This window comes from Kribbella koreensis, assembly GCF_039525325.1.
GTDB classification, from domain to species: Bacteria; Actinomycetota; Actinomycetes; order Propionibacteriales; family Kribbellaceae; genus Kribbella; species Kribbella koreensis.
The window spans coordinates 433,143-457,680 of record NZ_BAAAHK010000009.1 but is presented as its reverse complement, the minus strand read 5'-3'; the positions used below and the strand labels follow the sequence as shown (position 1 = coordinate 457,680).

Here is a 24,538-nt window from a genome sequence, read left to right as displayed (position 1 = left end):
TTGAGATCTCGCTGTCCTGAGGTTGCTACTTCACAGCATGTACCGCGCGGCTCTATTGCTCCTGGACTCCTGACGATGGCGTCGAGCACTTGATGGGCGCCGAATCGCGGATCGGGTTTTGGGCGGGTAGGAGGAGGGCGAAGGCGGTGGGGGTTCTGCTTGTGAGCCGTAGTCGGGCGCCTTGGGATTCAGCGATGGCGCGGGCAACGGCGAGGCCGAGGCCGGTGCCTGGGGCGGTGGTTGTGCCTCGTCGGAAGAGGTCGATGGATTGGGTTTCGAGGTGGCCTTCGTCGGAGACCTCTATGGCTACTGCGCCGAGGGTGTCGCGGGAGGTTACCTGGATGGTGCCGTGGCCGTGGGTTTGGGCGTTGTGGATCAGGACGTCGAGGATCTGACGGCAGGTGTGGAGGGGGACTTGGCGAGAGGCCGTGGTGTGGGTGGTGACGAAGTCGATTCGGCGGCCGTCGGTGGCCAGGAGGCCGTGCCAGTGGTGGTGGGTGGTGGCGAGGAGTTCTTCGATGGTGCCGAAGGATTCGGGACTCGTGGGCGAGAGTTGAGACAGGGACAGGACCTGGTCGACAGTTAGTCGGAGTTCGTCGGTTCGGTCGAGGGCTTCTTTCAGGGCGGTGCGCGGGTCATCGGCGTCGTGGAGGGCGGTTTCGAGGATCAGGCGGAGGCCTGTCAGCGGGGTTCGCAGTTGGTGGGAGGCGTCGGCGGTGAAGTGTCTCGCGTGATCCAAGGTGGTCGAGAGGCGCGCGACCATGGCGTTCTGGGCGGTTGCGGCGGTGTCGATCTCGGGGATGCCGCTGGGCGTCGCGCGGGCGGTGAGGTCGCCGGCGGTGACTGAGCGGGCTACCGACGCGAGGGATTCGAGGGGTTTGGCGAGTCGGCTGGCTTGGCGGACGGCGACTGCTAAGCCGACCAGCAGAGCGAAGATGGTCACGGCGGCGACGCCGAGCCAGGCGAGCAGGACGCGCGTCCAGACCGCGGTCGTGGGGGAGGCTGAACGGACTACGCCGATGACTTGCTCTGCGGCGAAAACCGGTACAGCGACCACGAGTTCGCCGTCGACGCGGCCTTGGACCACCTTGCCTGCACGGGCTCTCTGGGTCAGGTCGTCGATGGCTGAAGGGCCGGCGCCGGCGCGCAGTTTGCCGAGGTTGTCGTAGACGGCGACTCGTCCGTCGGTGAGCGGCGTGGGTAGTTCGACGGGATCGCCCGCGGTGAAGTCGGGTCCTACCTGCACGGCCGCTGCCAGTGCCGCGCGTTCGAGTTCGGTCGCCTCATCGCTGAAGAACGAGAGCTTGATCCCGATCGCGAACGGGACGGCGAGCAGGAGGAGCGCCACGCAGACAGCGGCGAGGGCCACCCTGCTCACCCGTCGCCTCATTCGGCCATCATGCCGCGTCGAACGACCGGCCGGTCAGAAGTTTTGCCGTCCTCTAACCCGCACCTGAGCACCGGCTAACCCGCGGCTTTCTAGCGTCGAAGAGCATCCGAGACGAGGAGAGAGTCCATGAAGCATTGGCATCTGCTGACTGCCGCTGCCATCGCGGTGGTTGCGGCGGGTTGCAGCAGCGGCGGGTCGACGAGTTCCGCTCCTACGAGCTCAGCATCTGTCCCAACCGGTACTACGAGCAGCCAACCGAACTCAACCACCCCACCGCCCACGACCGAGCAGCCGTCGTCGGCCCCACCTGCCCCGGTCGCGACCGAGTCGAATCCGCCCGGTGACATCCCCGATAACCAAGCCTTCGTGGTCTTCCATCCGCCGGCGGCCGGCTACTCGGTCAAGGTGCCCGAGGGATGGGCTCGGAGTACTGCGGGAGCCGCAACCTCCTTCACGGACAAGCTCAACCGCATCCAGGTGCGGCTCACGACAACCGCGACACCGGTGACCGAGCAGACCGCTGACAGCAAGCTGGTACCGGAGTTGCAGCGGCAGGTGCCCAAGTTCGCGATGGGCAAAGTCAGTGAGGTGTCGCGTGCTGCGGGCAAGGCGGTACTGGTGACCTACCAAGGCGACTCGAGCGCGGACCCGGTGACGGGCAAGGTCGTCCGGGACGCCTTCGAGCTCTACCTGTTCCATCAAGGCAGCAAGGAGCTCGCCCTGACCCTGTCCGGGCCGACCAACGCCGACAACGTGGATCCGTGGAAGATCGTCTCCGACTCGGTGAGGTGGCAGTGAGCACCGCCGACGCCTTGCAGTGCACGGACCTGTACCGCTTCTTCCGGGCCGGTGACGAGGAGACTCTCGCGTTGCGAGGGGTCAGCCTCCGCGTCGGCAGGGGAGAGACGGTCGCGGTGGCCGGCCCGTCGGGATCGGGCAAGTCGACTCTGCTCAACTGCCTGGCGGGGCTGGACGAACCCGCCGGGGGAGCGGTCGTCGTCGGTGGCGAGCAGATCAGTCATCGTCCGGAGAGCCGCCGCGCGCGGATCCGCAGCCAACGCCTGGGGATCCTGCTGCAATCCGGAAACCTGGTCGCCCACCTGAGCGTGCGCGACAACATCCGGCTTGCTCAAGCCGCGGCGCGCCGGCGGTCCGCGAATACGCAGGATCAATCACACCCAGCGGGATGCCGATCGCGGACTCCCGAGGAGTTGCTCGACCAGGTCGGACTGACCAGCCGTGCCACCGCGATACCGACTGAGCTCTCCGGCGGAGAGCTGGCCCGAGCAGGACTTGCAGTTGCTGTGAGCAACAACCCGGACGCGTTGCTGGCAGACGAACCGACCGGAGAGCTTGACGGTACGACGGAGCGGCTCGTACTCGAGCTGATCCGGGATCGCGCGGCCCGTGGTACCGGCGTCCTGATCGTCACCCACAGCTCGGTCGTGATGCGAATCGCCGACCGGGTGATCCGGTTGCACGACGGAAGGATCGTGGCGTGAGTCTGGTGCGGTGCGTCGAGGTCGCCCGGACCTTCGGACAGGGTGATCGGGCGGTAGTCGCGGTGCATGGGTGCAGTTGCGACGTCGAGGCTGGAGCGCGGATCGCGATCAGGGGCGCGTCGGGCTCGGGCAAGTCGACGCTGTTGCACTTGATGGCCGGGCTCGAGGTGCCGACGAGCGGCTCGGTGAGCTGGCCCGAGTTCGGTGAGAGTCCGGCCGATCGTGCGAGGCAGATCGCGGTCGTGTTCCAGGGGCCGAGTCTGCTGCCGGCTCTCGACGTACTGGAGAACACGATGATGGCGGCGGTACTGACCGGCACCGATGAGGCAGAGGCGACCGAGCGCGCATTGGCGGCCTTGAAGACAGTCGGTGTGACCGGGCTGGTCAATCAGCTGCCTGAGACGTTGTCGGGCGGTCAGGCCCAGCGCATCGCGGTAGCTCGCGCCTTGACGTTGCGTCCGCGCTTGTTGCTCGCGGATGAGCCGACCGGGCAGTTGGACGAACTGACCGGCCGGCACGTGATGGACGTGTTGCTCGCGGCTGCCGACGAGCTTGGTGCGGCGCTGGTCGTGAGTACGCATGATCCAACGGTTGGCGACCGGATGACCGAGCACTGGGAGATGCATGACGGTCGGCTGCTGGTCCCGGCTCGGGGCGGTGTCGGATGATCGGCCTCTGGCTGCGCGGACTCATCCGGCACCGCGGCGGGCGTTTGCTGGCCATCGCGGTCGGGGTGTCGCTGTCGGTTGCGTTGATTGCCGCGCTGGGCGCCTTCCTGACGGCGTCCAAGGCGACCATGACCACCCGGGCTGCTTCATCGGTAGCGATCGATTGGCAGGTGGAGGTCCAGACCGGTGGTGACGCGGCGGCGGTCCTCGAGGCGACACGTACTGCCGCAGGCGTGGGTGCCGCTGAGGCTGTCGCCTTCGGTCGAAGTACTGGGTTCGAGGCAACCATCGCGGGGTCGACCCAGACCACAGGGCCGGGTGTAGTGCTCGGGCTGCCGGCGGACTACCGCTCCACCTTCCCGGGCGAGATCCGGACGCTGACCGGTGGGTCGGACGGCGTACTGCTGGCCCAGCAGACCGCGGCCAACCTGCATGCGGCTCCTGGCGACTCCATTTCCATCGGCCGGCCCGGATCGACGCCGGTCGCGGTGCGGGTGGCGGGAATCATCGACCTGCCTCAGGCGGATTCGCTGTTTCAGAAGGTCGGCGCTCCGCCGCAGTCGCAGCCGTCGGCTCCACCGGACAACGTGGTGCTGCTGCCGCGGCAACAGTTCGGCCAGGTCTTCGGGCCGGTGATCGCGTCTGATCCGGAGGCGGTGAAGACTCAGATCCACGTACGCCGTACTGCGGTCCTTCCGCCCGACCCGGCAGGCGCGTTCACTCAGGTTGTCGCCGCGGCGCACAACCTCGAAGCAACACTTGCCGGGGCCGGGCTGGTCGGCAACAACCTCGGAGCCGCGCTGGATGCGGCTCGCGGCGATGCGTCGTACGCGCAGATCCTGTTTCTTTTCCTCGGCGTTCCCGGGGCCCTGCTCGCGGCTTTGTTGACTGCCGCTCTCGCCGGATCGGGAGCGACCCGTCGGCGCAGAGAACAAGCCCTGCTGAGGGTGCGAGGTCTGGCGGCCCGTCAGGTCACCCGGCTGGCTGCCCTGGAGGCCGCACTCGTGGGCGTTGCCGGAGGCGTACTAGGGCTGGTGATTGCGGCGATAGTCGGGCAGGTGAGCTTCGGAGCGGCGTCGTTCGGCGCCAACGGCGGTGCCGCGGCGGGTTGGTTCGCGATCGCGTTTGCCGCCGGTTTGCTGGGCGCGGCCGCGACGGTACTGATTCCGGCCGTACGAGACCTGAGGACCGCAATGATCAGCCAGGCGAGGCAGCAGATCGGTCAGAACCGGTCTCCGTTGTGGATGCGATGCGGCGTCGACTTCATCCTGCTGGCGATCGCTCTGCTCGTCTTCCGGGCCTCGAGCAACAACAACTATTCGCTGGTGCTCGCCCCCGAAGGTGTGCCGACCATCTCCGTTTCGTACTGGGCGTTCTTCGGCCCCGCGCTGCTCTGGGTCGGTGGCGCGTTGCTCTTGTGGAGGATCGCTGCGCTCGTCCTCACTTATGGCCGCCGGCCGCTCACCAGGTTGGTCCGGCCACTGATAGGCACTCTCGCGACCAGTACGGCCGCAGGTATGTCCCGGCAAGGTCGGCCGCTGATCCGTTCGGTCGTGCTGCTTGCCTTGGCGGCTTCGTTCGCGGTGTCGACGGCGACCTTCAATGCGACGTACCGGCAACAGGCAGAGGTCGACGCGTTGCTGACCAATGGCGCAGATGTGACCGTTACCGAATCGCCGGGAGTGGTCGTCGGCCCGGAGGCCGGGAATCAGTTGGCGGCGACCGCCGGCGTACGGAAGGTCGAGCCGATTCAGCATCGGTTCGCCTACGTCGGTTCGGATCTTCAGGACCTGTACGGCGTGCGGCCGTCAACGATCGCCGCGGCGACCGCGTTGCAGGACGCGTACTTCGTGGGCGGTACGGCGCGGCAGTTGATGGACACCCTGGCGAATCGGCCGGACTCGATCCTGGTCAGCGACGAGACGGTGAAGGACTTCCAGTTGGCGCCTGGCGACCTGTTGAGACTCCGGCTGCAGGACAGCCGGACGAAGGCGTTCCGCGAGGTTCCCTTTCACTACGCGGGGATCGTGAAGGAGTTCCCGACGGCTCCGCACGACAGCTTCTTCGTCGCCAATGCGGAGTACGTCGCGAAGGCCACCGGGAGCAACGCGGTCGGGGCGTTCCTGCTGGACACCGGTGGTACCGGCCAGCAGCAGGTTGGTGCCGCATTGCGGCAGCAGTTGGGCGCATCGGCGAAGGTCACTGACCTGACGCAGAGCCGTTCGCAGGTCGGTTCGTCCTTGACGTCGGTGGACCTGGCTGGGTTGACGAGGTTTGAGCTCGCGTTCGCCGTACTGATCGCCGCGGGAGCAGGAGGGCTGGTACTCGCGCTGGGGCTTGCCGAGCGTCGACGGGCCTTCGCCATCGCGGCAGTGCTGGGCGCTGGTCGTCGCCAACTGCGGGGACTGGTGCTGAGCGAGGCAGTCGTGGTCACGATCGGCGGACTGGTCGGCGGTGCTCTGATCGCGTGGGCTCTGACGGGGATGCTGGTCAAGGTACTCACTGGAGTCTTCGACCCACCGCCGTCGGTCATCGCCGTGCCTTGGCCGTATCTGAGCCTTACCGTCGTCGTTGCGCTGGTGGCGATCCTGGGCGGGGCGCTGATCAGTGCGAGGGGATCGACCCGGCCGCCGGTGGAAGAACTCCGGGAGCTGTGACTCAGGTTTCTCTCAGCGAGACCGCAGTAGCTTCGGCAAGGTGAGGACCAGGACGGATCCCGGCGTGGCCGTCGTGATCGAGGACGACGACACGATCGGCCGGCTGCTCGACCGCGCATTGCGCGGCAACGGGTACCGGTCGTCCTGGTACCGCACCGGCCACTCCGGCCTGGCGGGGGCGCGTCGCGAGCAGGCCGAGGTCGTCCTCCTGGACCTCGGCCTGCCCGACATCGACGGCGTCGAGCTGGCCCGGCAGTTGCGCGCGGAGCTGCCAGAACTGCTACTCATCATGCTGACGGCCCGAGGCGAGGAGATAGACATCGTCTCCGGCCTCGACGCCGGCGCCGACGACTACCTGGTGAAGCCATTCAGCCTGACGGTCCTGCTGGCCAGACTCCGCGCCCACCTACGCCGCAGACCGTCACCAGACACCGGTACGCCGCTGACGATCGCTGACCTCACCGTCGACCCAGCCGCCCGCCGCTGCACAGTCGCCGGCCACGAGCTACTCCTGCGCCCCAAGGAATACGAACTTCTCGAAACGCTCGTCCTCAACTCAGGCGCCGCCGTCTCCCGCGAAGACCTGATGGCCAAGGTCTGGGACGAGAACTGGTTCGGCTCAACCAAGACCCTCGACGTCACGATCGCATCCCTGCGCCGTCGCCTCCAGCTCGCGAGCGAGACCAGTGGCGCCACCCGCCTGCCCACTTTGCAGACCCTCCGCGGCCACGGCTACCGCCTTGACCCACCTGACGATCGCGAAGTCACCACTGCACGAGATCAGGCCGGTCAAAGCCCGAGTCCTCAGCCAATCGACTGAGTGCTTGCCGGAGGACAACTCGCGCATCCGGCTCAGATAACTGTCCACGACCGAGTACGGCGATCGAGAGTTGTGAGAGGCGCTGCTTGTTGGTGGTGCCGAACGGACTCAGGTCGACGAGATCAGTCAGGCGGAAGGTTCGGTCTCCGCCGCTGTTCGGCGGACGCTCGCTGATGAGGTGGAGACCTACCCGAGGCCGACCGGCCAGCTCGACGTCGGCCAGGCCGTCGTGGAGGGCGAGCGGGAGGATGTCGAACGCGATCGCCCAGGCCGTCGTGAAGAACTCGACCACCTCGGAAAGGGAGAGCCGGCTGTGCGCGGGGGTGTCCGATGGACACGGCTGGGGTTGGCAACCATCGAAGTCAATCTCGAGGTCGACGATCGCCACGATGGTCGAGAACGTGTGTTGCGGCATGAGGAACTTAAGCGAACTGCGGAGTGCGGGATCTCCATTGGAGCCGCTGACAGAGGCCTCGTACGATGCGCCCCAGCTGTCGTTGCGACCGTACTGATCGTCCATCAAGCACCATTCGGGTTCGATCGGAGCGTCAACCCGGCCGCAGGCCAAAGATGACAACAGATCATGACCACCCGACTCGCTCAGCGCGGCTGTCAGTCTCCGGCGTCCGGCCGCTGTGATGCGTAGATCATCACCAGCGAGTGGGATGTGGGCGATTAGTCGCAATCGCAGATCCAGCGGTTGCCTCGAACCGAAGGCGATCTCTGCGTCGCTGGCCGAGTTCGCGTCGAAGGCGAGGTGCGGCTTCCACCTCCAGCCCGCGTCGCCATCGCGAGTCATGGTGCCGCCGGACCAGGAGCCGCCAGCGGTTGGGACTTCATCATTCTCGGGTCCGACGTACGGGTGGTTGCTGCCCTTCGGGCTGATGGGGAATCCGACCGCGTGCACTCCACTGCCGATTCGTGAGATCGCGTTCCACAGGTCAGCGGAGACTATGACGGCGTGGCCGCCATTCAGTGCGCAGATCACGGCTGGGTGACCGCAACTGCCCCCTCGGAGGTGCTGGACGTAGCCGGGACCAACCTCGAAGGCCTCGCCGGCGGCGAGCCCGAGAAATGCGGCGCCTCCAACTGCGTCGTACGCATCTTCAAAAGCTTGCTTGACCGCTGGAACTCCGTCACCGACAGCAGGACCGGAGGCGGTGGTCACCTCGCTGAACGCGTCGGCGATCAGTCCAGGAAGTTGAGCTGCGAGATCCGGGAGCTGTCGGACCTCGGCCAGAAGTGCGTTGTCGAAATGAGCCTCGCGCTCAAGCTTCCAACCTCTCAATACCTCGACGGGGTACCGGGCGCTGGTTCGTTCATCATCGATGACCCTGTGATGCCGTCCGCACAGCAGAAGAAGGTTGTCGAAGCCCTCTCGGTCGTCGATCTCATGATCTCCGCGAGGACCTGACTTCACAGCCGCGACGATATGTGCGACCTCGCCCACAGCGACTGGCTCATCCCCGTCGAGTACGACCATAGGTTGGTCGCAGTCGGGTGCGTAGCAACGCCCGTGGCTCAGTCCGTAGAGAGCCTGCCGAAGTCGTGGGGAGATGTTCCCTCGTGATGTTGCCACCGAGGCAGGATAGGGCTTGTCCTTCTTGTGGAAGGGTATCGACGTGAGGCCGGCTGTCAGATACGACCCGAAGGACGGAACCTGGTACTTCGGGGAATAGAGACGGCGGTGGAATGATGCCGACTCACTGGTCCTACCGACGCGGAATCGGACACCGCAGGATCTCCATGACGTGGCCGAGAGTGTCGGCACCCTGTTCGATGCAGCTTCGACAGGCGAGCTCACTCGTGCGACCACAGCCGGTCTCATCACGGGTGGTCGCGTCGACTTGCTGATCGGCCAGCCTGAAGGTGCTTGGCTGGATGTGAAGTCCGTCGAGACCGATGAAGGCGACGGCCTGGTCATCATCTCCCTACCTGCTCAGGAGGAGGACCTGAAACCGTTCCTGGTTCATGGCGCCATCGTGAACGGGAAGATCGAGGGGCGGGCGCTCCTACGCCGCGACCACATCCCGCCGGAGCCATAGCCTCCGGTGTTGACAGGAGGGGCGCGAAGTAACACTCTTTCACTAAGTACTTAGTGGAATGAGGCTTTATGATCGACTTTCAGCTCGACGATCGATCGGGAGTGGCCACCTATCTGCAGTTGGCGCTGCAGGTGAGGCATGCGTTGCGGCTGGGACTGCTGCAGCCGGGGGACAAGTTGCCGACCGCGAAAGAGGTGGTCGCCAAGCTGGCGATCAACCCGAATACGGTGCTGAAGGCTTATCGCGAGCTGGAGCGGGAAGGGCTGGTCGGGGCACGGCCGGGATTGGGGACGTTCGTGCTCAAGACCTTGTCGGACCACGATCCGGCCGAGCAGACGGAGTTGCGGGATCGGCTTGCCGGCTGGGTGGTCGATGCTCGGCGGGCTGGGCTCGTCGACGAGGACATCGACGCGATCTATCACGCGGTGATGCGGCAAGGGATCGGTGGATCGGGGGCGCTGCATGGCACTCGCGCTTGAGGCTTTGGGGCTGGGGCGCCGGTACGGCAGGAAATGGGCGCTGCGGGATTGCTCGCTGAGTCTGCCTACCGAGCGGGTGATCGGGCTGGTGGGGCCGAACGGAGCGGGCAAGACGACGCTGCTCAGTCTCGCCGTCGGGCTGCTGAGGCCGAGTGCGGGCGAGGTACGGGTGCTCGGCAGGTCGCCGCGGGCGGCCCTGGCCGATGTCGGCTTCGTCGCTCAGGACAAGCCTCTGTACCGCGGACTGACCGTCGCCGAGACGTTGCGAATGGGCGGCTGGCTCAACCCGAGTTGGGATCCGGTACTGGCTCGGCAGCGGATGGATCGGGCCGGGATTCCCCTGCAGCAGAAGGTCGGCAGTCTCTCCGGTGGTCAGCGGTCGCAGCTCGCTCTCGCGATGGCACTCGGCAAGCGGCCCAAGCTGCTGCTCCTCGATGAGCCGGTGGCGGACCTCGATCCGCTCGCGCGCCGGGAGTTCCTCAAAGTCCTGATGGAGGAGGTCGCCGACTCAGGGGTGAGCGTGGTCCTTTCCTCGCATCTTCTCGCCGATGTCGAACGCACCTGTGAGTACCTCGTGCTGATGTCGGCCTCGCAGGTCCAGGTCGCGGACGACACCGAGGCGCTGCTCGGCCACCATCGGATGATCACCGGCCCTCGCGCCAAGGCCGGCGACCTGCTCGCGGACCACCAGGTGATCAACGCCGAGTACACCGAGCGGCAGGCCAGCCTGCTCGTCCGTACCAACGGACCGATCACCGATCCGGTATGGACCGTACGCCCGGCCACCTTGGAAGAACTCGCCCTCGCCTACATGTCCGCTCCTATGACCGGCGCGAACACCGTCGCGGCGCCGTCGCAGGAGATCCCGGCATGACCCGGCTCACCCTCCGACTGGCCCGGCCCAACGTGCTGGCCTCGCTCGCCTTGCTGGCCGCGCTGACCCTGTACGCCGTACTGACCCGGCGTGCGATGGTCGCCGATCTCGACTCTTCCGGACTGAGCGGCTGTCTCGGGTCGGGCGCTGACTGCGCGACCCTGATCCGCGGCTTCACCGACAAGTTCGATGTGGTGATCAACTCGCACAGGCTCATCATCTTGGTGCCATTGGTCACCGGGATGTTCTGGGGCGGCCCCCTGGTGGCGCGCGAGGCCGAGCAAGGCACCCATCGGTTCGCCTGGACCCAGTCCGTCAGCCGTGGTCGCTGGCTTGCCGTCAAGCTGGGTGTCCATCTGCTCGGCGCCGCCGTCGTGGCGGCCGCGCTGACTCAATTGATGACGTGGTGGTTCACTCCGCTGGAGCGGGTCCAGGACGACTTCGCCCGCTTGAGCCCGGATGTGTTCGACTTCCGGGGCATCGTGCCGATCGCCTACACCGTCTTCGCTATCGCGCTCGGCGCGGCCGCCGGAGCGATCTTCAAGCGAACTGTGCCGGCGATGCTGATCACCCTCGTGGCCTATCTGCCGATCAAGATCGCGGTCCAAGCGCTCCGCGGGCACTACCTGGCACCGCTGGATGTCTCCTACGCGTTCGGTACCACCAGTCCGCGGCTGGGCTACGGGGATTGGATCCTTGGCAGCGAGATGATCAACCGCGGTGGTCAGATCCTCGGTACGCCGGGCGTCGCGGACCCATGCCAGGCACTGGCCGGTAAGGCTGCTGCCGAGGCCTGTTCGGTGACCAACGGCTACCGGTTCGTGGACACCTATCAACCGGTCGGCCGCTTCTGGCCGTTCCAGCTCATCGAGTCCGGCATCTTCATCGGCCTGTCGGTCATCACGCTCGCCGTCGCCGCCTGGTGGGTCCTCCGCCGGACAGCCTGACGGGTCCGAAACGCGGCTGCGTCACGCCTCGGACCGCCTGGCTCGCACCTTGTTGACGATGAACCAGGTGACGGCTGCTGCTGCCAGGGCGAGGACGATCCACTGGAAGATTCCGACGTACGACTGGACGACCGTCCATCGCTGGCCGAGGAAGTAGCCGGCCAGGATCAAGGCGGAGTTCCAGACCAGGCTGCCACCGGTGGTCAAGAGGACGAACAGCAGGATCGGCATCCGCTGAACGCCGGCGGGGATGGAGATCAGGCTCCGTACGACGGGAATGACGCGGCCGATCAGGACAGCCTTGGAGCCGTGGCGGTCGAACCACTGGTCGGCCTTGTCGACGTCCTCCAGCTTCACCAGCGGGATCTTGGCTGCGAGCGAGCGGGTGCGGTCACGTCCGAGGATCGCACCGATGGCGTACAGGACCACGGCGCCGACCACGGAGCCGAGGGTGGTGAAGATGATCGCGCTGACGAGCCCGAGGTCACCACGGCTGGCAGCGAAGCCGGCCAGCGGCAGGATCACCTCGCTGGGCAGCGGCGGAAAGAGATTCTCGAGCGCGACGGCGAGCCCGGCCCCAGGTGCACCCAACTGCTCCATCAAGGAGACCGCCCAGCCGGCTATGCCCCCGGTCGGTTCCTGGGTTGCCGGCGCGACATCGGTGAGCATCATGAAGCGGACCGTGGGCGACATGCGATCGATAGTACCTACACGCTGTAGGAGAAGGGTTTGGCTGCATCCGGCTGCTCTGGGTGGATGTGATGCGGATTTCAGTGGGATTTCATTGCCGATGGTTACGGTCCTGCCACCAACAGTGATCAATCACTTGTTCTGTCGGAAGGACCGCCCCCATGCGACAGCGAAAGACTCTGTCGGTGCTGGTCGCGGTGCTGGTTGCCGCGACCACCCTGCCTCTGCTCGGTTCCACTGCCGAAGCATCCACGACGGCGAATCCGCCGGCGTCTGTCACGGAGACCCCACGATCGGCCAATCCCTCCGCGGCGCGATCCAAGCCGTTGCCCTCACGCTCGGGATTACAGGACTGTGAGGTGGTCAAGCGGGCACTCGCCAAGGCTCCCCGGAAGAGCGGCCTTGTGACCTGTGCGCACCGGTCGAATCCGATCCTTTCGAAGTCGCGCACGGCGGCTGTGCTTCCGCCGCTGTGCGAGTTCGCGGTTGCTCATCCGAGCCCCGGTTTCTGGTGGCGTCGGCGGGAGGCGTGCAGCGTCCAGCGTGCGGGTTTGAGTTGGCTCAACGGCGACGGGACGCCGTTCGGGGACATCTTTTGGACGACTCGGGTCTATCTGACCCTGGGGAACACGAATGCGATCGTCACAAGTCTCACATTGAACGATTTCACCATCACACCATCAATGGCGGGGGCTACGGTCACTCAGCACGTCACCTGCCAGGACACCTGTGCGTTCCCCATCGCTACCGCGCCTTTGACCAAGCTGGTGACCCCCTCGACCATCCTGGAAGCGGAGGCGTCGTACAAGACGACCCTCACTGCCGGCGGCACCAGAGGTACGACGTTCACCACGACCAAATGGGGCATCGAGTTCGGTGGTCCGAATCCGTCGGCCATCAACTGGGACGATGTCTACAACATGTTCTCGCCGTGGGCCCGGTGCGACAACATGACGCCCGGGATCACCAGCGTGGGATGTGTCGTGTGGGCCTCTGTGCCGACCATCGGGTACGCGCTGTCAGGCCCGTACCCCGAGCTCGCAAGCCACATCCAGCGGGCCCAGCAGTCAGGGCTGCCCGGCGCGCCCGGCGGGACTCCGTTGACCCGCATCTTCACGGGAGACGACTCCCAGGACAACCGGACCGCTGCCTGCCCGGGTAGTTTCACCAGACCATCGGGCAAGTCCTGCGACGAATACCCGTTCGCCTCCAGCGACGAAGGGGCCAGGAACTCGAGCAACGGCCGAACGTTCGCCGATTGCTCGATCCCGCAGCTTCCGATCGGCATCACCGGTCCCGGCTTCAGCGCGTGCATGATCAACGCCCAGCAGAACAGCGGCGGAGGGTCCGTTCTGGGTGGCTTCTACCGCACCAACCGGCTCCTTCAGGGTGACAAGTTCAACGTCAGTATCACCGCGTAGCAGCGAACGGCCCCTGCCTCGGCAGGGGCCGTTGGCTGTCTTCGTTTTAGCCGCCGAGGGTTTTGAGGAGGGTCTGGACGGCCTTCTTCTCGGTGTCGGGGTTCTTGGTCTCGCGGACCGAGGTGAAGACGGCGTCGTTCTGGCTGTCGATGAAGCCCCAGGCCTTCTTGTCCAGCTTCTCGAGCTTGGGCTGGTCGTCGTCCCAGGCCTTCTCGTAGCTGTCGACGGCGGTGTTGAGGGCGGACTGGTCGTTCTTGGCCAGGGCGGCGTCCATGCTCGCCACAATGCTACGGAACTGGGTGACGTCTTCCTTGGGGAAGTTGGCTGTGGATTGGGCGGGGGTGAGGTTGGCGTTGGCCGCGGGGTTGGGGCCTTCTTTCTCCGCGGCGGCGTTGGTGTGGGGTTGCGCTGAGGCCCAGCTGAGGAGGGAACCGGCGGCGATGGCCGCGACCGCCATGACGGCGATCAGAGGCAGCTCACGGGCTCGGCGATGGTACTTCGCCGTACGGCCGGCCCGGTGTCCCTCGATCACGTCGCTCTTGGTGAAGGTCAGGTAGACGACAGTCGCGAGGATCGCGCTCAGGAAGATCAGGCTGGTGACGAGAGTGCCGAGGCCAAGGCCCTGGTCAGGGACCTTCGGAGCGGCCAACCAGTCGCCGAGATTCGCGCCGAGCGGGCGGGTGAGGATGTAGACGAGCCAGAAGGCGAGGACCGGGTTCGCCCCGAGGCGCCAGCAGGCAGTAATGATCGCGATGAGGGCGAGGGGGAGGAGGACCGAGGTGCCGGGGCTCCAGCCGGTGAGTTCGAGGGTCCAGTCGCCGGTTGCGGTGCCGAGGGCAAAGGTGACCAGCACGGCGAGCCAGTAGAAGGCTTCACGGGGCAGGCTGACGATGCTGTGGATCGAGAGGGTACGTTCGCGGGCCCACCAGATGCCGAACACGGCGGCCAGCGCAACGGCGAAGACCGAAGAGCTGAGCCACAGCGGCACGCCGAGTTGGTCGGTGAGGATGTCGGTGTAGAGCGTGCCGGTGACGCTGACCACCACGACGGTGAGCCAGTAGGCGGCCGGCTTGTACTGCCTCGTGCTCAGCTGCCAGCCGAGAACGATGACGAAGACCACGGTGAAGATGACCGCGGTCGCGATGAGGCCGACTCCGAGCTGCATGTTGATCCAGTCGGCAAAGCTCTCACCGACCGTCGTGCAGAGGATCTTGATCAGCCAGAACCAGATGGTTACCTCGGGCACCTTGTTCAGCAGCGCCCGCGGTACTGCTGAACGGGTCGCGGTATTGGTAGTCATGCCGGCAACCCTTGCGCGGATCACCTGCAGACAACCTGACTGCGATCGGTCAGGCCAACGGGAAGCGCACCTCGACATGACCCTGGCCGTCGGCGATTGCCCGTACGCCGAGACCGGTGGCGTTCGCGATCCGGCGTACGACTGCAAGGCCGAGGCCATGTCCGTCCGAGGAACTGTGCCCGGCCTCGAAGACGCGCTCCAGGTCGTCCGGACGGAAACCTGGCCCGTCGTCGAGCACATGGACGAGGACGCAGTCGCCGTTGGTCTCGACCTGCAGGGAGGCTGCCGTCCGGGCGTGGCGTACGGCGTTATCCAGCAGCGGAGTCAGGACCGAGGCAACGACATCGAGGGGGATGGCCAGGTCGACCTCGGGTGGGCTGCCGATGGGCAGGCCATGGCGTTGGGTGACCTGTCGCAGGGCCACTTCCAGCCCGCAGGTCTCCGCGCTACGTAGGCGAGAGCGGGCGGCGTCGAGGATTGTGCTCACGGCGGTGTCGAGCCGATCGGCCTCGGTGAGGACGACCTGCGGCTCCACCAGCAGACACGAAAGTTCGGCGAGTTGAGCTTCGCCGCGGAGTACAGCGATCGGGGTCCGCAGCTCGTGAGCGATCTCGTCGGTGAGCCGGCGTTCGTCGGCGATGGTGTTCGAGACGCGGTCGAGGAGGCGATCGAAGGTCCGGGCCAGCTCGCCGAACTCGTCGTGAGACGCGAGTGCGAACCGGCGGTCAGGGTCGTGGTCTCCCCACTCGTCGGCCAGGGCCGACATACGGTGGACGACACGCAGAGAACGGTTGACGCCGAGGTACGCGATGAAGCCCGCGAGCGCTACGGCGAGGGCGCCGAGGGCGAGCGACATCATCAGGTTGCGCTGCTCCGAGTGCTCGTACGGTGTGAGGTCGACGGTGACGACGATGGTGACCCGATGGGCCTGCACTGGCAGCGGTTCGGCGTACAGCAGATACCGATCGGCGATCATGAATTGGTCTCGGCCGACGGTGGCGAGTCGGCTGACGGCGTCGGCTGGGTGCGCGGCGCCGTCGATCAGGCGTCCGTCCTCGAAGACCCAAGCGACTGTGTCGAAGGCGTCACCGGTTCCTTCGACCAGCTGTACCTTTCCGTCGTGCACCTGGACCGTGCCGGCGACCGCCTCGACCCGGGTACGGGCGAGTGTCCGGGTGTCGGCGTCCGTCGACCGTGTGAGCAGGACGTGGCTGAGCACCACGAAAACCGCGACGACCAGCGTCGCGGTGAGAACCGCCAGCGAGACGATCCGGCCCCGGAAGCCGCTCAGTCCCATCGGTAGCCAACGCCGCGGACGGTCGCGACCCGGTCGGCGATCCCGAGCCGATCGAGCTTGACCCGGAGCCGTCGCAGGTAGGAGTCGAGGGTGTTCTCGCTGACCGAGGCGCCGTGCGGCCAGCCGGCGGCGACCAGTGAATGCCGCCGGACGACCTCGCCCGGTACCGAGATCAGTCGCCCGAGCAGGCGGAACTCCGTCGGCGTGAGTGCCTCGCCGGCCTCGCCGCGGCGTACCTCGTGACTGGTCGGGTCGAGCGCCACCTCGTCGACAGTCGTCGAGACCGTCACGCGGCGCAGCAGCGCACGAATGCGCACAAGTAACTCGGGCAGGTCGAAAGGCTTCGTGAGGTAGTCGTCGGCACCGGCCTCGAAGCCTCTGACCGTGTGGTGCATTCCGCCCAGCGCCGTCAGCATCAGAACCGGTGCGTCCACCCCGAGGGCCCGCAACGCCAGGCAGACGTCGCGCCCGTCCGCATCCGGCAGTCCGACATCGAGAATCACCACGTGGGGAGCCGGATCCAGCTGCCCGAGAAACTCGGCGGCGGTCGCCGCGGCGACAACCGAATGCCCATCGGCGGCCAGGGCCCGCCGCAGCAGACCACGCAGCGCGCGGTCGTCTTCGCATACCGCGATCCGAGCCACACCGAGACGGTATGGAACCTCCGCTGAGAGTCCGCTGAGAGTCGTGTCAAGATCCTCGACCGGTGGGCAGGGCATACACGAAGCGGATGTCGTCGGCGCTGCGAAGAGTTTCTTCGAGCGCGAGCGCAAGACCGTGGTTGTTGATGGTGAGACGGTGCGTGAGCAGGACCGGAGTCGATCGCGGTACGGCGAGGGCACGGTCTTCCTCCGGAGTGGGGAGGCGAGCCGCCACTGCCTCGGTCCACTGCGGGCGCTGGTCTGTGGTCCGCAGGAACTGGTAGAACTCACCGCCGACGGGCATCGGGGTGCGAGGTCGAGGCACAAGATCCAGCGGCACATAGAGCTGGTGGACCAGTCGTCGGCCGCTGATGCTGTTGCGCAGGATCCTGCTGACGTGGATCACCTCGGCACCGGGCGGCAGGTCCATCAGGAGGGCGACCTGTTGGGGTGGGGCCGCCTTGCCGTCGGCTCGGTGTAGTTCGTCCAAGGCAGGGTCGTCGAGATCCGGGTCGTACAAGACGTTGTCGAGAACTTCGATTCTGCGCGCGCTGGACTGCCGGGGATCTCCGCCGGCAGGCCGAACATAGACACCGCTGCCGTTGGCGGTCATCACCAGTCCCTGGTTGCGCAGGGCTGTGATGGCGTTGCGGATGGTCGTCTGTGAGACGGCGTACTTCTCCTGGAGTTTGGGTGCCGAGGGGAGTCTCGCGTTGGGCCGCAGCCGACCGCTCTCGATCTGCTGACGGAGATCGAGAGCGATGTACTCATAAGCGGGAAGCCCGGCGATCTCCCATCGGGCTCGCCGGGCATTCTGCGCCGTCATTTCCTCGCGATCACTCGGGCGACCTTGCTGACCGGCTCGGCCAGCGCGTCGACGATCGAACCGAGTTGTTTCTTCTCGGCTTCGGTTGCGGTGTAGGGCTTGAAGCCGTCGCCGACGCGGTACTTGTCGAGGGCTGCGAGGACGGTCTTGAAGTTCTCGTCCACCTTGGCGACCAGCGCTGGGTCCCGTTGCTGAAGCGTCGGCCGGAGAGCCTGGATCGCCGCCTGGGACCCCTGCACATTGGCCTGGAAGTCCCACAGGTCGGTGTGCGAGTAGCGGTCTTCGTCACCGGTGACCTTGCCGGTGGCGACCTCGTCCAGCAGTCCCTTGGCACCGTTCGCCAGCTGCAGCGGATTGAGCTTCACGACCTTGACCTTGCCGACCAGGGTGGTGACGTCGGCCAGCAGTTGGTCGGCGTACTTCGCCATGCCCGCGGTGCTGTTCTTCTCCCACAGGGCTTGCTCGATCCGGTGGAACCCGGTCCACTCGGTGCCGGCCTCGACGTCGTTGACCCGGGCATCGATCTTCGGATCGAGATCACCGAACGAGCTCGCGACCGGCTCGATCCGCTCCCAATAGGTGCGCGCGACCGGGAACAGCGCCTTCGCCTTGGCGACATCGCCCGCTTTCACTGCGGCGACGAACACGCCGGTCTGCTCGAGGAACGCGGTCGCCTGCGATCCAACGTACCGCTGATAGTCGACCGTGGCCTGCTTGAGTGCGGTGTCCGCATCGGCCTGGGGAGCGGCGTCGCCGGTGACAGTGAGGTCGCCACGGATGCCGTCCCCGACCATGCCCGGCTTGCAGACCGCCTGGTACTTACCGGTCGGCAGCTCGACGATCAGCTCCCGCTTGAGGCCGGGGCCGATGTTCTCGACCTCACCCATGACGCGGTCGCCCTCGGCGTACACGTAGAACTCGGTGACCTTGCTGCCGCCGTTGGAGACCGAGAAGGTGCTCGTGCCCGACTTCACGTCGGTACGGCTCAGGCCGCACTCGGAGTCGGTTGCCTGGACCGCAACCGGACCCGTGGTGTCACCGGGTGCGGCGGCCGGAGTCTCCTTCGCGCAGGCAGACAATGTGGCGGTCATAAGCGCGACAGCGGCCACCCCGCAGACGCGGTGGGAGGTGGTTGGCATGCGGGTTCTCCTGAGGGCTGGCGGCAGTGGATCGATACCTACACGGTGTAGGAGTCGAGCGTATCTTAGGTTAGCCTTGGCTGTCTCCGAGATGTCCGGATCGTCCAGTCGGGAGTACCGCCACATGCTTGCCAACTTTCTGATCGGCCTGCGCGAGGGGCTCGAAGCTTCCCTGGTGGTGAGCATCCTGGCCACCTTCCTGGTGAAGTCGGGCCATCGAGAACGGCTCCGGCAGGTGTGGATCGGCGTCGCCGCGGCGGTCGGAGCGGCGGTGCTGGGCTGGGCGGTGCTGCAGTTCATCACCTCGCTGACCGCACGGTCGTTCACTGCCAAGGAGACGATCGGCGGGGTGATGTCGATCATCTCGGTCGGTTTCGTCACCTGGATGATCTTCTGGATGCGCAAGGCGTCGCGCAGCATCGCAGGCGAGCTGCGGGAGCGGCTCGGCCAGGCGCTCGAGGTCGGGCCGAGCGCGGTCGTGTTGCTCGCCTTCCTCGCGGTCTTCCGGGAAGGTATCGAGACGGCCTTCATCGTCTACGCTTCGGCTGCCACGGCCACGACGGCCGGACCCTTCGTCGGCGTCCTGCTCGGGTTGTTGGCGTCTGTTGCCGGCGGGATCGCGATCTACCGGGGTGCGGTGAAGATCAATCTGGGCAAGTTCTTCCGGTGGACCGGTGCGCTGCTGGTTCTGGTCGCGGCCGGCATCCTGGCCTACGGTTTCCACGATCTGCAGGAGGCCAGCATCTTGCCCGGGCTGCGCACGCTGGCCTTCGACATCTCGCACGTGATTCCGCCGGCCAGCTGGTACGGCGTACTGCTGAAGGGCATCTTCAACTTCAACCCGTCCCCGACCGTGGTCGAGGCCTGCGTCTGGCTCGTCTACCTGGTACCGGTCCTGGTTCTGTACTTCCGCCCGCTGCAGTCGCGCCAGTCGCTCAGCCCGGCCTCGCCACCGGCTGGTTAGGCTGCAGGTGTGAAGGATCGAGGCGGACGACGCGGTGCCGGTGAGCTGGAGGCTCAGGTGATGGCCGCGCTGTGGTCGGCCGAGCAGCCGCTGACGACGGCCGAGGTGCACGCGAAACTCGGCGACGAGCTCGCCTACAACACCGTCCAGACGATCCTGACCCGCCTGGCAGCCAAGAGCCTCGTCCAGCGCGCTACCCGCGGCCGCGCGCACGTCTACTGGCCGACCAAGAACGAGGCTGCCTCGATCGCCGACCAGCTGCGGACGACGCTGAGCGGGGTCGAGAATCGCGCGCTGGTACTCCGCGAGTTCGCTGCCACCCTTGACGATGACGAAGCCGAAACTCTGCAACGCTGGTTGTCAGCGCGGTCCGGGGACGAGTCATGACGTTCTTCGTCTACCTCCCGTTGCTGTTCAGCCTCGTGGTCGCAGTGGTGGCGACGAGGATGGCGCGTTGGCTGCCTCCCGATCTGGCTGCGCGGACCGCGACAGCCGGCGCGGCTGTCTCGGCGCTGACTTTAACTGCCAGCCTGACTATGTTGTCCTTGACTCTGTTCGACGATCTGCCGCCCTTGTCGGCCTTCGATCACCGTCCCGAGCTCGGGCTGCCGAAGCCGGTGCCAGGCTGGTTGGCGGCGATCGCGGCGCTCGTGCTCTTGGTCGGCGTCGGCCGGGTCGTTCTTGACCTCGTACGGCGTACGCGGCTGCGGCGTGACCTGAAGGCGATGGGGACCTCTCGGGCCGGGATCGCGGTGGCTGATGTGGCCGAGCCCTTCGCAGTGGCCGTTCCTGGTCGCCCCGGGCACGTGCTCGTGACGTCAGGAATGCTGCGCTTGCTGGACGACCGGGAGCGACGTGTGCTGCTGGCCCACGAACGCTCCCATCTGATCCGCCACCATCACCGGCTCGTCGCCATCGCCGGGTGCGCGACGGCGATCAACCCGCTGCTCTACCCAATGCCGACCCTGGTCGCCTACCTCGTGGAACGGTGGGCTGACGAGGACGCGGCAGCCAGGACCGGAGACCGGGAGCTCGTCGCGAAGACTGTGGCGAAGGCATCCCTTGCGACCCGGGGCCAGCGCCTTGTTCCGGCAATGGGACTGCACAGCTCAAGCGCGGTCGATCGGGTCGCCGCGATGGCCGAGCCGGCTCGTCAGCGACGGTGGGGCGGTATCGCCGGGGTGGCAGCGCTGACCGTGGCCCAGGTTCTAGCTACCGGCTTGGCCGTGGTGGAGTTCGTCTCGGACGCCGGTGCCTGGCTGGGTATGGTTCTCGGCTGATGAAGCTGCCGGCGTTCGTCGGTCGGCCCGGGGTGCGGGCGCGCTCGACCTGGGCCGCGTTGTTCGTGGTCGCTGCCGCGCTGGCGATCGGGGCGGCTGTGTTGCTGCTGTTGCTGCAGCGCACGCTGATCACGAGCGTTGCCGATCAGGCGGAGTCGCGGGCGTTTGACGTCGCTGGCCAGGTCTCTGAGGAGGGCGAGGTGGGGCTGGCCAAGGAGCTGGTCGAGAACACTCGCGCGACGCAGTTGATCCAGGTGGTGAATGCGCAGGACAAAGTGGTCGCGGTCTCGTCGCCGACGGCCGCCGGTGAGCCGTTGACGGATACCAGGCCTGCGGTTGGTCAGTGGGTCCGTGACGATGTCGGCCGGATGCCGTTGCTGGATGACGACAGCCCCTACATAATCATTGCCCGCGGCACCGAGTTTCAAGGGGCCCGGTACACGGTGGTGGTGGCGTCGTCGGTGGAGACCCAGCGCGACACGGTGACCACAGTCACGACGTACCTGCTGATCGGCTTCCCGCTGTTGCTCGTGCTCGTCGGTGCCGCGACCTGGATGCTCGTCGGGAGAGCGCTGCGTCCGGTAGAGCGGATCCGGTCGCGGGTGCATGGGATCGGGGTCGGGCAGTTGGCCGAGCGGGTGCCGGTGCCGGCCGCGGAGGATGAGATCGCGCGGCTGGCGGTGACGATGAACGAGATGCTCGATCGGTTGCAGTCGGGGCAGGAGACGCAGCGGCGATTCGTCGCGGACGCCAGTCACGAGCTGCGGTCGCCGATCGCCAGCTTGATGGCGGCGCTGGACGTGATCGTCGCGGACGAGTCCGGCGAATCCGCACCGGAGTTGCATCAGGTGATGCAGGCGGAGACCGAGCGGATGCGGCGGCTGGTCGAGGACTTGTTGCTGCTTGCGAAGGCCGACGACACCGGCCTGCAGATCCAGCGGACCGACGTCGACCTGGATGACCTGGTGGGTGTCGAGTTGCGTCGCTTGCGGACAGCCAACGGTGTTGCGGTGGAAGGTGTCGTACCGCCCGTCCGGGTCACGGGCGACGCGGCCAAGCTCAGTCAGGTACTGCGCAATCTCGCCGACAACGCCGTCCAGGCGGCTCACGGCAAGGTGCGATTCACCCTCGCGGAGGAGGCCGGTACCGCGACCGTGACCGTTGAGGACGACGGTGACGGCATCCCGGCGGAGGAGCGGTCGCGGGTGTTCGAGCGATTCGTCCGGCTGGATGCGAGCCGGGCTCGTGGCAGCGGCGGGTCCGGACTCGGGCTGGCGATCGTCCGGGAAGTCGTGCGCGGGCACGGCGGGACGGTCGAGGTGAGCGAGTCGCCGCTGGGTGGGGCCCGGTTCGTCGTCAGGCTTCCCGTGGCCGGGTGAAGTAGGCCACCAGCGAGACGAGTGCGAGCCAGGTGACGGCGACCGTCCAGCCCGCGAGGACGTCCGTGGCCCAGTGATACCCGAGGTAGATGCGGCTCAGCCCGATTCCGGCGCTCATCAGAACAGCCGCGACCGCCAGCGCGGTTCTCGCGCCGTACGAGCGGAGGCCGACCCACAGCAATGCGGCGAGCGTGACGAAGAAGACCGTCGAGTTCAAGGTGTGACCGGAGGGGAAGGCGAAGCCGGTGTCGACCGGGCCGAGAACGAAGGTGACTCCAGGGCGCTTGCGTTCGATCAGCGCCTTCAAGCCGGCCGTCAGCGCGGCGGACCCGGCCATGGCGAACAGCAACAACGCGGGCGCTCGCAGCCCGCGAGTCCATCTCCACAGCAGGAACGCCGCGATCAGCATCAGGGTGACGAGGACGGGCACGTCGCCGACGAAGGTGAGGGCCCGCGCCAGCACCGTCAGGACCGGAGTGCGATCGGACACGGCATCGGCGGTGAACTGGGGATCGAGAGCTGCCAGGCCATCCGACTCGGTCGCCGCGTCGGCCAGGCCGATCACGCCGATCGTGCCGGCCACCGCGATCGCGGCGCTCAGCGCCGGTACTGCGTACCGGCGGATGGCAGGCTTCGTCTCTTCCATGATCGTTGCCATCAGCCACCGTCCGGGTCGAGGCGGTAGCCCATGCCGCGGACTGTCTCGATGGCCCGGCGGCCGAAGGGTGCGTCGAGTTTGAGGCGGAGGTAGCGGATGTAGACCTCGACGACGTTGGGGTCGCCGTCGAAGGCCGGGTCCCAGACGCTTTCGAGGATCTCGACCTTGCTGACGGTGTCGCCGCGGTGCCGCATCAGGAACTCGAGCAGGCCGTACTCGCGAGGGGTGAGGGTGACTTCGCGGCCGGCGCGCTCGACCCGGCGCCGGGCCGGGTCGAGCGTGAGGTCGCCGGCCACCAGCACGACGGGGCGTTCAGGGCCGCCCCGCCGGATCAGGGCCCGCAGCCGGGCGACCAGTACCAGGAAGCTGAACGGTTTGGTCAGGTAGTCGTCGGCGCCGAGATCGAACGCGTCGGTCTGGTCGTACTCGCCGTCCTTCGCGGTCAGCATCAGCACCGGTGTCCAGACCCCACGCTCGCGGAGCTGCTCGAGCACCTTGTAGCCGTTCACCCGGGGCAGCATGATGTCGAGCACGATCACGTCGTAGCTGTGCTCGCTCGCGGCCCACAACCCGTCCTCGCCGTTGTGCACCACCTCGACCACGAACCCGGCGTCACTGAGCCCCCGCCGAACCGTCTCGGCCAGCCGCTCCTCGTCCTCCACCATCAACACCCGCATACCGCCAGTCTGTCCCCACCCCGCTGAGAATCAGCTGAGTGACGCGAAGAGGTCGTCACAGAGGCGGCCGCCGGGGGAGCGGCCGTGTTCGACGAACCACTCGTGGCCGAGGGCTTGGCGGAAGAGCCAGGGCGGGAGCTTGAGGAGGAGGGCGAGGGTGCGGGCGGTGTCGTCGGAGGTCGTTTGGCTGGCGTGGGCTTCGAAGGAGCGGCGCTTGGCTTCGGCGTACTGGCGGACGTCGATGCGGTGGGTGAGGTACTCGCGCGCCGTGTAGGCGGTCGCGTAGTCGGTGGCACGGACGTCGGGGAGGATTCCGGGGACCGCCTCGACCAGGCGGATGAGGCGGCGGATCAGAGTGCGGTCGATCGTTGCCTCTAGCACCAATGGGGTGCCGGCCAGGCGGGCGGCGCGGAGGCCGGCGGTGTGGACCTGCTTGTGGTCGGGGTGGCCGTAGCCGCCGGCGGGGTCGTAGACGGTGAGCGCGTCGGCCTGTTCCTCTCTCAGTAGGTCCGCCAGCGGGGCGGCTGCTTCGTCGATCGGCAGGGAGCTGAACGTCCCTGGTCCGGGGGCGGACGAGCGGGACCAGCCGGAGTCGCGGAAGCCGAAGCGGACGACGCGGGCGCAGCCGAGCGCCTCGGCGGATCGGTCGAGTTCGTCGCGGCGATGCGCCGCAAGATCCTGACGGTACGCCGAAGATGCCGCCCCAGCTTCACCGTCCGTGGCAACGGCGAGCACGACCCGATGCCCCTCAGCGGCGAGGCGCGCGAGCGTACCGCCCGTCAGCAACGCCTCGTCGTCGGGATGGGCGTGGAAGGACACCAGTGTGTAGGCCACCTCACCACCATGGCACGTGGTTGCCCAGGGCCCGAACGGCTCTCAGCGCC

At 66.9% G+C, this 24,538-nt stretch carries 26 protein-coding genes; 15 read left to right on the top strand and 11 right to left on the bottom strand.

Features of this window, described 5'->3' with window-relative positions; translation table 11 throughout:
* Positions 1–52: 52 nt before the first annotated feature.
* Positions 53–1,378 carry a sensor histidine kinase gene (locus ABD116_RS21640; RefSeq protein WP_343972982.1) on the bottom strand — a complete coding sequence of 442 codons (1,326 nt, stop codon included), beginning with the start codon at positions 1,376–1,378 and terminating at the stop codon, positions 53–55.
* 138 nt (positions 1,379–1,516) lie between these two features.
* Between ABD116_RS21640 and ABD116_RS21635 the strand changes: the two genes are divergently transcribed.
* From ABD116_RS21635 to ABD116_RS21615, 5 genes are read left to right on the top strand one after another with little or no spacing between them, the layout of a single operon-like run.
* Positions 1,517–2,188 carry a hypothetical protein gene (locus tag ABD116_RS21635; RefSeq protein ID WP_343972979.1) on the top strand — a complete coding sequence of 224 codons (672 nt, stop codon included), beginning with the start codon at positions 1,517–1,519 and terminating at the stop codon, positions 2,186–2,188.
* Positions 2,152–2,892, top strand: coding sequence for an ABC transporter ATP-binding protein (locus tag ABD116_RS21630; protein WP_343972976.1), 741 nt, complete (start codon positions 2,152–2,154; stop codon positions 2,890–2,892). Before ABD116_RS21635 ends, ABD116_RS21630 begins: the two co-directional genes overlap by 37 nt.
* A complete protein-coding gene (locus ABD116_RS21625) occupies positions 2,889–3,560 on the top strand; it encodes an ABC transporter ATP-binding protein (RefSeq protein ID WP_343972973.1) in 672 nt (223 codons plus the stop codon). The genes ABD116_RS21630 and ABD116_RS21625 overlap by 4 nt, the downstream gene beginning before the upstream one ends.
* Positions 3,557–6,217 carry an FtsX-like permease family protein gene (locus ABD116_RS21620; RefSeq protein ID WP_343972970.1) on the top strand — a complete coding sequence of 887 codons (2,661 nt, stop codon included), beginning with the start codon at positions 3,557–3,559 and terminating at the stop codon, positions 6,215–6,217. The genes ABD116_RS21625 and ABD116_RS21620 overlap by 4 nt, the downstream gene beginning before the upstream one ends.
* Before the next feature lie 40 nt (positions 6,218–6,257).
* Positions 6,258–7,037 (top strand): response regulator transcription factor, encoded by a 780-nt coding sequence (locus ABD116_RS21615; RefSeq protein WP_343972967.1) that lies wholly within the window; start codon positions 6,258–6,260, stop codon positions 7,035–7,037.
* Here the strand turns inward: ABD116_RS21615 and ABD116_RS21610 are convergent.
* Positions 6,982–8,025: a hypothetical protein gene (locus ABD116_RS21610; protein ID WP_343972964.1), complete on the bottom strand. Its 1,044-nt coding sequence runs from the start codon at positions 8,023–8,025 to the stop codon at positions 6,982–6,984. The genes ABD116_RS21615 and ABD116_RS21610 overlap by 56 nt on opposite strands.
* Here ABD116_RS21610 and ABD116_RS21605 point away from each other — a divergent pair.
* The 5 genes from ABD116_RS21605 to ABD116_RS21585 all read left to right on the top strand — a co-directional run bounded on the left by ABD116_RS21605 (position 7,999) and on the right by ABD116_RS21585 (position 11,382).
* Entirely contained in the window at positions 7,999–8,451 is a 453-nt protein-coding gene (locus tag ABD116_RS21605; protein ID WP_343972961.1) for a hypothetical protein, read from the top strand. The genes ABD116_RS21610 and ABD116_RS21605 overlap by 27 nt on opposite strands.
* Positions 8,452–8,788: 337 nt before the next feature.
* Positions 8,789–9,082: a hypothetical protein gene (locus ABD116_RS21600; protein WP_343972958.1), complete on the top strand. Its 294-nt coding sequence runs from the start codon at positions 8,789–8,791 to the stop codon at positions 9,080–9,082.
* A 68-nt stretch (positions 9,083–9,150) separates the two neighbouring features.
* On the top strand, positions 9,151–9,561 hold the full coding sequence (locus ABD116_RS21595; protein ID WP_343972955.1) for a GntR family transcriptional regulator: 411 nt from the start codon (positions 9,151–9,153) through the stop codon (positions 9,559–9,561).
* Positions 9,545–10,435, top strand: a complete 891-nt coding sequence (locus tag ABD116_RS21590) for an ABC transporter ATP-binding protein (protein WP_343972952.1) — start codon at positions 9,545–9,547, stop codon at positions 10,433–10,435. Before ABD116_RS21595 ends, ABD116_RS21590 begins: the two co-directional genes overlap by 17 nt.
* Entirely contained in the window at positions 10,432–11,382 is a 951-nt protein-coding gene (locus ABD116_RS21585; protein WP_343972949.1) for a hypothetical protein, read from the top strand. The genes ABD116_RS21590 and ABD116_RS21585 overlap by 4 nt, the downstream gene beginning before the upstream one ends.
* A 21-nt stretch (positions 11,383–11,403) precedes the next feature.
* Here ABD116_RS21585 and ABD116_RS21580 read toward each other — a convergent pair whose 3' ends face one another.
* Positions 11,404–12,075, bottom strand: a complete 672-nt coding sequence (locus ABD116_RS21580; RefSeq protein WP_343972946.1) for a DedA family protein — start codon at positions 12,073–12,075, stop codon at positions 11,404–11,406.
* A 680-nt stretch (positions 12,076–12,755) separates the two neighbouring features.
* On the opposite strand from ABD116_RS21580, the gene ABD116_RS21575 reads away from it, so the two are divergent.
* Positions 12,756–13,493, top strand: coding sequence for a NucA/NucB deoxyribonuclease domain-containing protein (locus tag ABD116_RS21575; protein ID WP_343972943.1), 738 nt, complete (start codon positions 12,756–12,758; stop codon positions 13,491–13,493).
* A gap of 46 nt (positions 13,494–13,539) precedes the next feature.
* Here ABD116_RS21575 and ABD116_RS21570 read toward each other — a convergent pair whose 3' ends face one another.
* Genes ABD116_RS21570 through efeO form a run of 5 tightly spaced genes read right to left on the bottom strand, consistent with a single transcriptional unit; the run spans position 13,540 to position 18,696 of the window.
* Complete coding sequence (locus tag ABD116_RS21570; protein ID WP_343972940.1) at positions 13,540–14,793, bottom strand: COG4705 family protein; 1,254 nt, start codon at positions 14,791–14,793, stop codon at positions 13,540–13,542.
* Positions 14,794–14,842: 49 nt separating this feature from the next.
* Positions 14,843–16,090, bottom strand: a complete 1,248-nt coding sequence (locus ABD116_RS21565; RefSeq protein WP_343972937.1) for a sensor histidine kinase — start codon at positions 16,088–16,090, stop codon at positions 14,843–14,845.
* Positions 16,081–16,734 (bottom strand): response regulator transcription factor, encoded by a 654-nt coding sequence (locus ABD116_RS21560; RefSeq protein WP_343972935.1) that lies wholly within the window; start codon positions 16,732–16,734, stop codon positions 16,081–16,083. Before ABD116_RS21560 ends, ABD116_RS21565 begins: the two co-directional genes overlap by 10 nt.
* Positions 16,735–16,780: 46 nt before the next feature.
* Positions 16,781–17,557: a GntR family transcriptional regulator gene (locus ABD116_RS21555; protein ID WP_343972932.1), complete on the bottom strand. Its 777-nt coding sequence runs from the start codon at positions 17,555–17,557 to the stop codon at positions 16,781–16,783.
* Positions 17,554–18,696 (bottom strand): iron uptake system protein EfeO, encoded by a 1,143-nt coding sequence (efeO, locus tag ABD116_RS21550; RefSeq protein WP_343972929.1) that lies wholly within the window; start codon positions 18,694–18,696, stop codon positions 17,554–17,556. The genes ABD116_RS21555 and efeO overlap by 4 nt, the downstream gene beginning before the upstream one ends.
* A gap of 124 nt (positions 18,697–18,820) precedes the next feature.
* Here efeO and efeU point away from each other — a divergent pair, with 124 nt between their 5' ends.
* Genes efeU through ABD116_RS21530 form a run of 4 tightly spaced genes read left to right on the top strand, consistent with a single transcriptional unit; the run spans position 18,821 to position 22,319 of the window.
* Complete coding sequence (gene efeU / locus ABD116_RS21545) at positions 18,821–19,660, top strand: iron uptake transporter permease EfeU (RefSeq protein ID WP_343972926.1); 840 nt, start codon at positions 18,821–18,823, stop codon at positions 19,658–19,660.
* Between the two features lie 9 nt (positions 19,661–19,669).
* Positions 19,670–20,047: a BlaI/MecI/CopY family transcriptional regulator gene (locus ABD116_RS21540; RefSeq protein WP_343972923.1), complete on the top strand. Its 378-nt coding sequence runs from the start codon at positions 19,670–19,672 to the stop codon at positions 20,045–20,047.
* On the top strand, positions 20,044–20,940 hold the full coding sequence (locus tag ABD116_RS21535) for a M56 family metallopeptidase (RefSeq protein WP_343972920.1): 897 nt from the start codon (positions 20,044–20,046) through the stop codon (positions 20,938–20,940). Before ABD116_RS21540 ends, ABD116_RS21535 begins: the two co-directional genes overlap by 4 nt.
* Entirely contained in the window at positions 20,940–22,319 is a 1,380-nt protein-coding gene (locus ABD116_RS21530; protein WP_343972917.1) for a sensor histidine kinase, read from the top strand. The genes ABD116_RS21535 and ABD116_RS21530 overlap by 1 nt, the downstream gene beginning before the upstream one ends.
* On the opposite strand, the gene ABD116_RS21525 is transcribed toward ABD116_RS21530, so the two are convergent.
* From ABD116_RS21525 to ABD116_RS21515, 3 genes are read right to left on the bottom strand one after another with little or no spacing between them, the layout of a single operon-like run.
* Positions 22,297–22,977, bottom strand: a complete 681-nt coding sequence (locus tag ABD116_RS21525; RefSeq protein WP_343972914.1) for a phosphatase PAP2 family protein — start codon at positions 22,975–22,977, stop codon at positions 22,297–22,299. The genes ABD116_RS21530 and ABD116_RS21525 overlap by 23 nt on opposite strands.
* Complete coding sequence (locus ABD116_RS21520; protein ID WP_343972911.1) at positions 22,977–23,654, bottom strand: response regulator transcription factor; 678 nt, start codon at positions 23,652–23,654, stop codon at positions 22,977–22,979. The genes ABD116_RS21525 and ABD116_RS21520 overlap by 1 nt, the downstream gene beginning before the upstream one ends.
* A gap of 30 nt (positions 23,655–23,684) precedes the next feature.
* On the bottom strand, positions 23,685–24,488 hold the full coding sequence (locus ABD116_RS21515) for a PIG-L deacetylase family protein (RefSeq protein ID WP_343972909.1): 804 nt from the start codon (positions 24,486–24,488) through the stop codon (positions 23,685–23,687).
* Positions 24,489–24,538: the final 50 nt, after the last annotated feature.

Bases quoted from the DNA above. Each gene is read 5' to 3' on its own strand.
- ABD116_RS21635 (WP_343972979.1), top strand. From the start codon at position 1,517: ATGAAGCATTGGCATCTGCTGACTGCCGCTGCCATCGCGGTGGTTGCG.
- ABD116_RS21620 (WP_343972970.1), top strand. From the start codon at position 3,557: ATGATCGGCCTCTGGCTGCGCGGACTCATCCGGCACCGCGGCGGGCGT.
- ABD116_RS21595 (WP_343972955.1), top strand. From the start codon at position 9,151: ATGATCGACTTTCAGCTCGACGATCGATCGGGAGTGGCCACCTATCTG.
- ABD116_RS21590 (WP_343972952.1), top strand. From the start codon at position 9,545: ATGGCACTCGCGCTTGAGGCTTTGGGGCTGGGGCGCCGGTACGGCAGG.
- ABD116_RS21585 (WP_343972949.1), top strand. From the start codon at position 10,432: ATGACCCGGCTCACCCTCCGACTGGCCCGGCCCAACGTGCTGGCCTCG.
- ABD116_RS21580 (WP_343972946.1), bottom strand. From the start codon at position 12,075: ATGTCGCCCACGGTCCGCTTCATGATGCTCACCGATGTCGCGCCGGCA.
- ABD116_RS21575 (WP_343972943.1), top strand. From the start codon at position 12,756: ATGGCGGGGGCTACGGTCACTCAGCACGTCACCTGCCAGGACACCTGT.
- ABD116_RS21570 (WP_343972940.1), bottom strand. From the start codon at position 14,793: ATGACTACCAATACCGCGACCCGTTCAGCAGTACCGCGGGCGCTGCTG.
- ABD116_RS21565 (WP_343972937.1), bottom strand. From the start codon at position 16,090: ATGGGACTGAGCGGCTTCCGGGGCCGGATCGTCTCGCTGGCGGTTCTC.
- ABD116_RS21555 (WP_343972932.1), bottom strand. From the start codon at position 17,557: ATGACGGCGCAGAATGCCCGGCGAGCCCGATGGGAGATCGCCGGGCTT.
- efeO (WP_343972929.1), bottom strand. From the start codon at position 18,696: ATGCCAACCACCTCCCACCGCGTCTGCGGGGTGGCCGCTGTCGCGCTT.
- efeU (WP_343972926.1), top strand. From the start codon at position 18,821: ATGCTTGCCAACTTTCTGATCGGCCTGCGCGAGGGGCTCGAAGCTTCC.
- ABD116_RS21535 (WP_343972920.1), top strand. From the start codon at position 20,044: ATGACGTTCTTCGTCTACCTCCCGTTGCTGTTCAGCCTCGTGGTCGCA.
- ABD116_RS21530 (WP_343972917.1), top strand. From the start codon at position 20,940: ATGAAGCTGCCGGCGTTCGTCGGTCGGCCCGGGGTGCGGGCGCGCTCG.
- ABD116_RS21525 (WP_343972914.1), bottom strand. From the start codon at position 22,977: ATGGCAACGATCATGGAAGAGACGAAGCCTGCCATCCGCCGGTACGCA.
- ABD116_RS21520 (WP_343972911.1), bottom strand. From the start codon at position 23,654: ATGCGGGTGTTGATGGTGGAGGACGAGGAGCGGCTGGCCGAGACGGTT.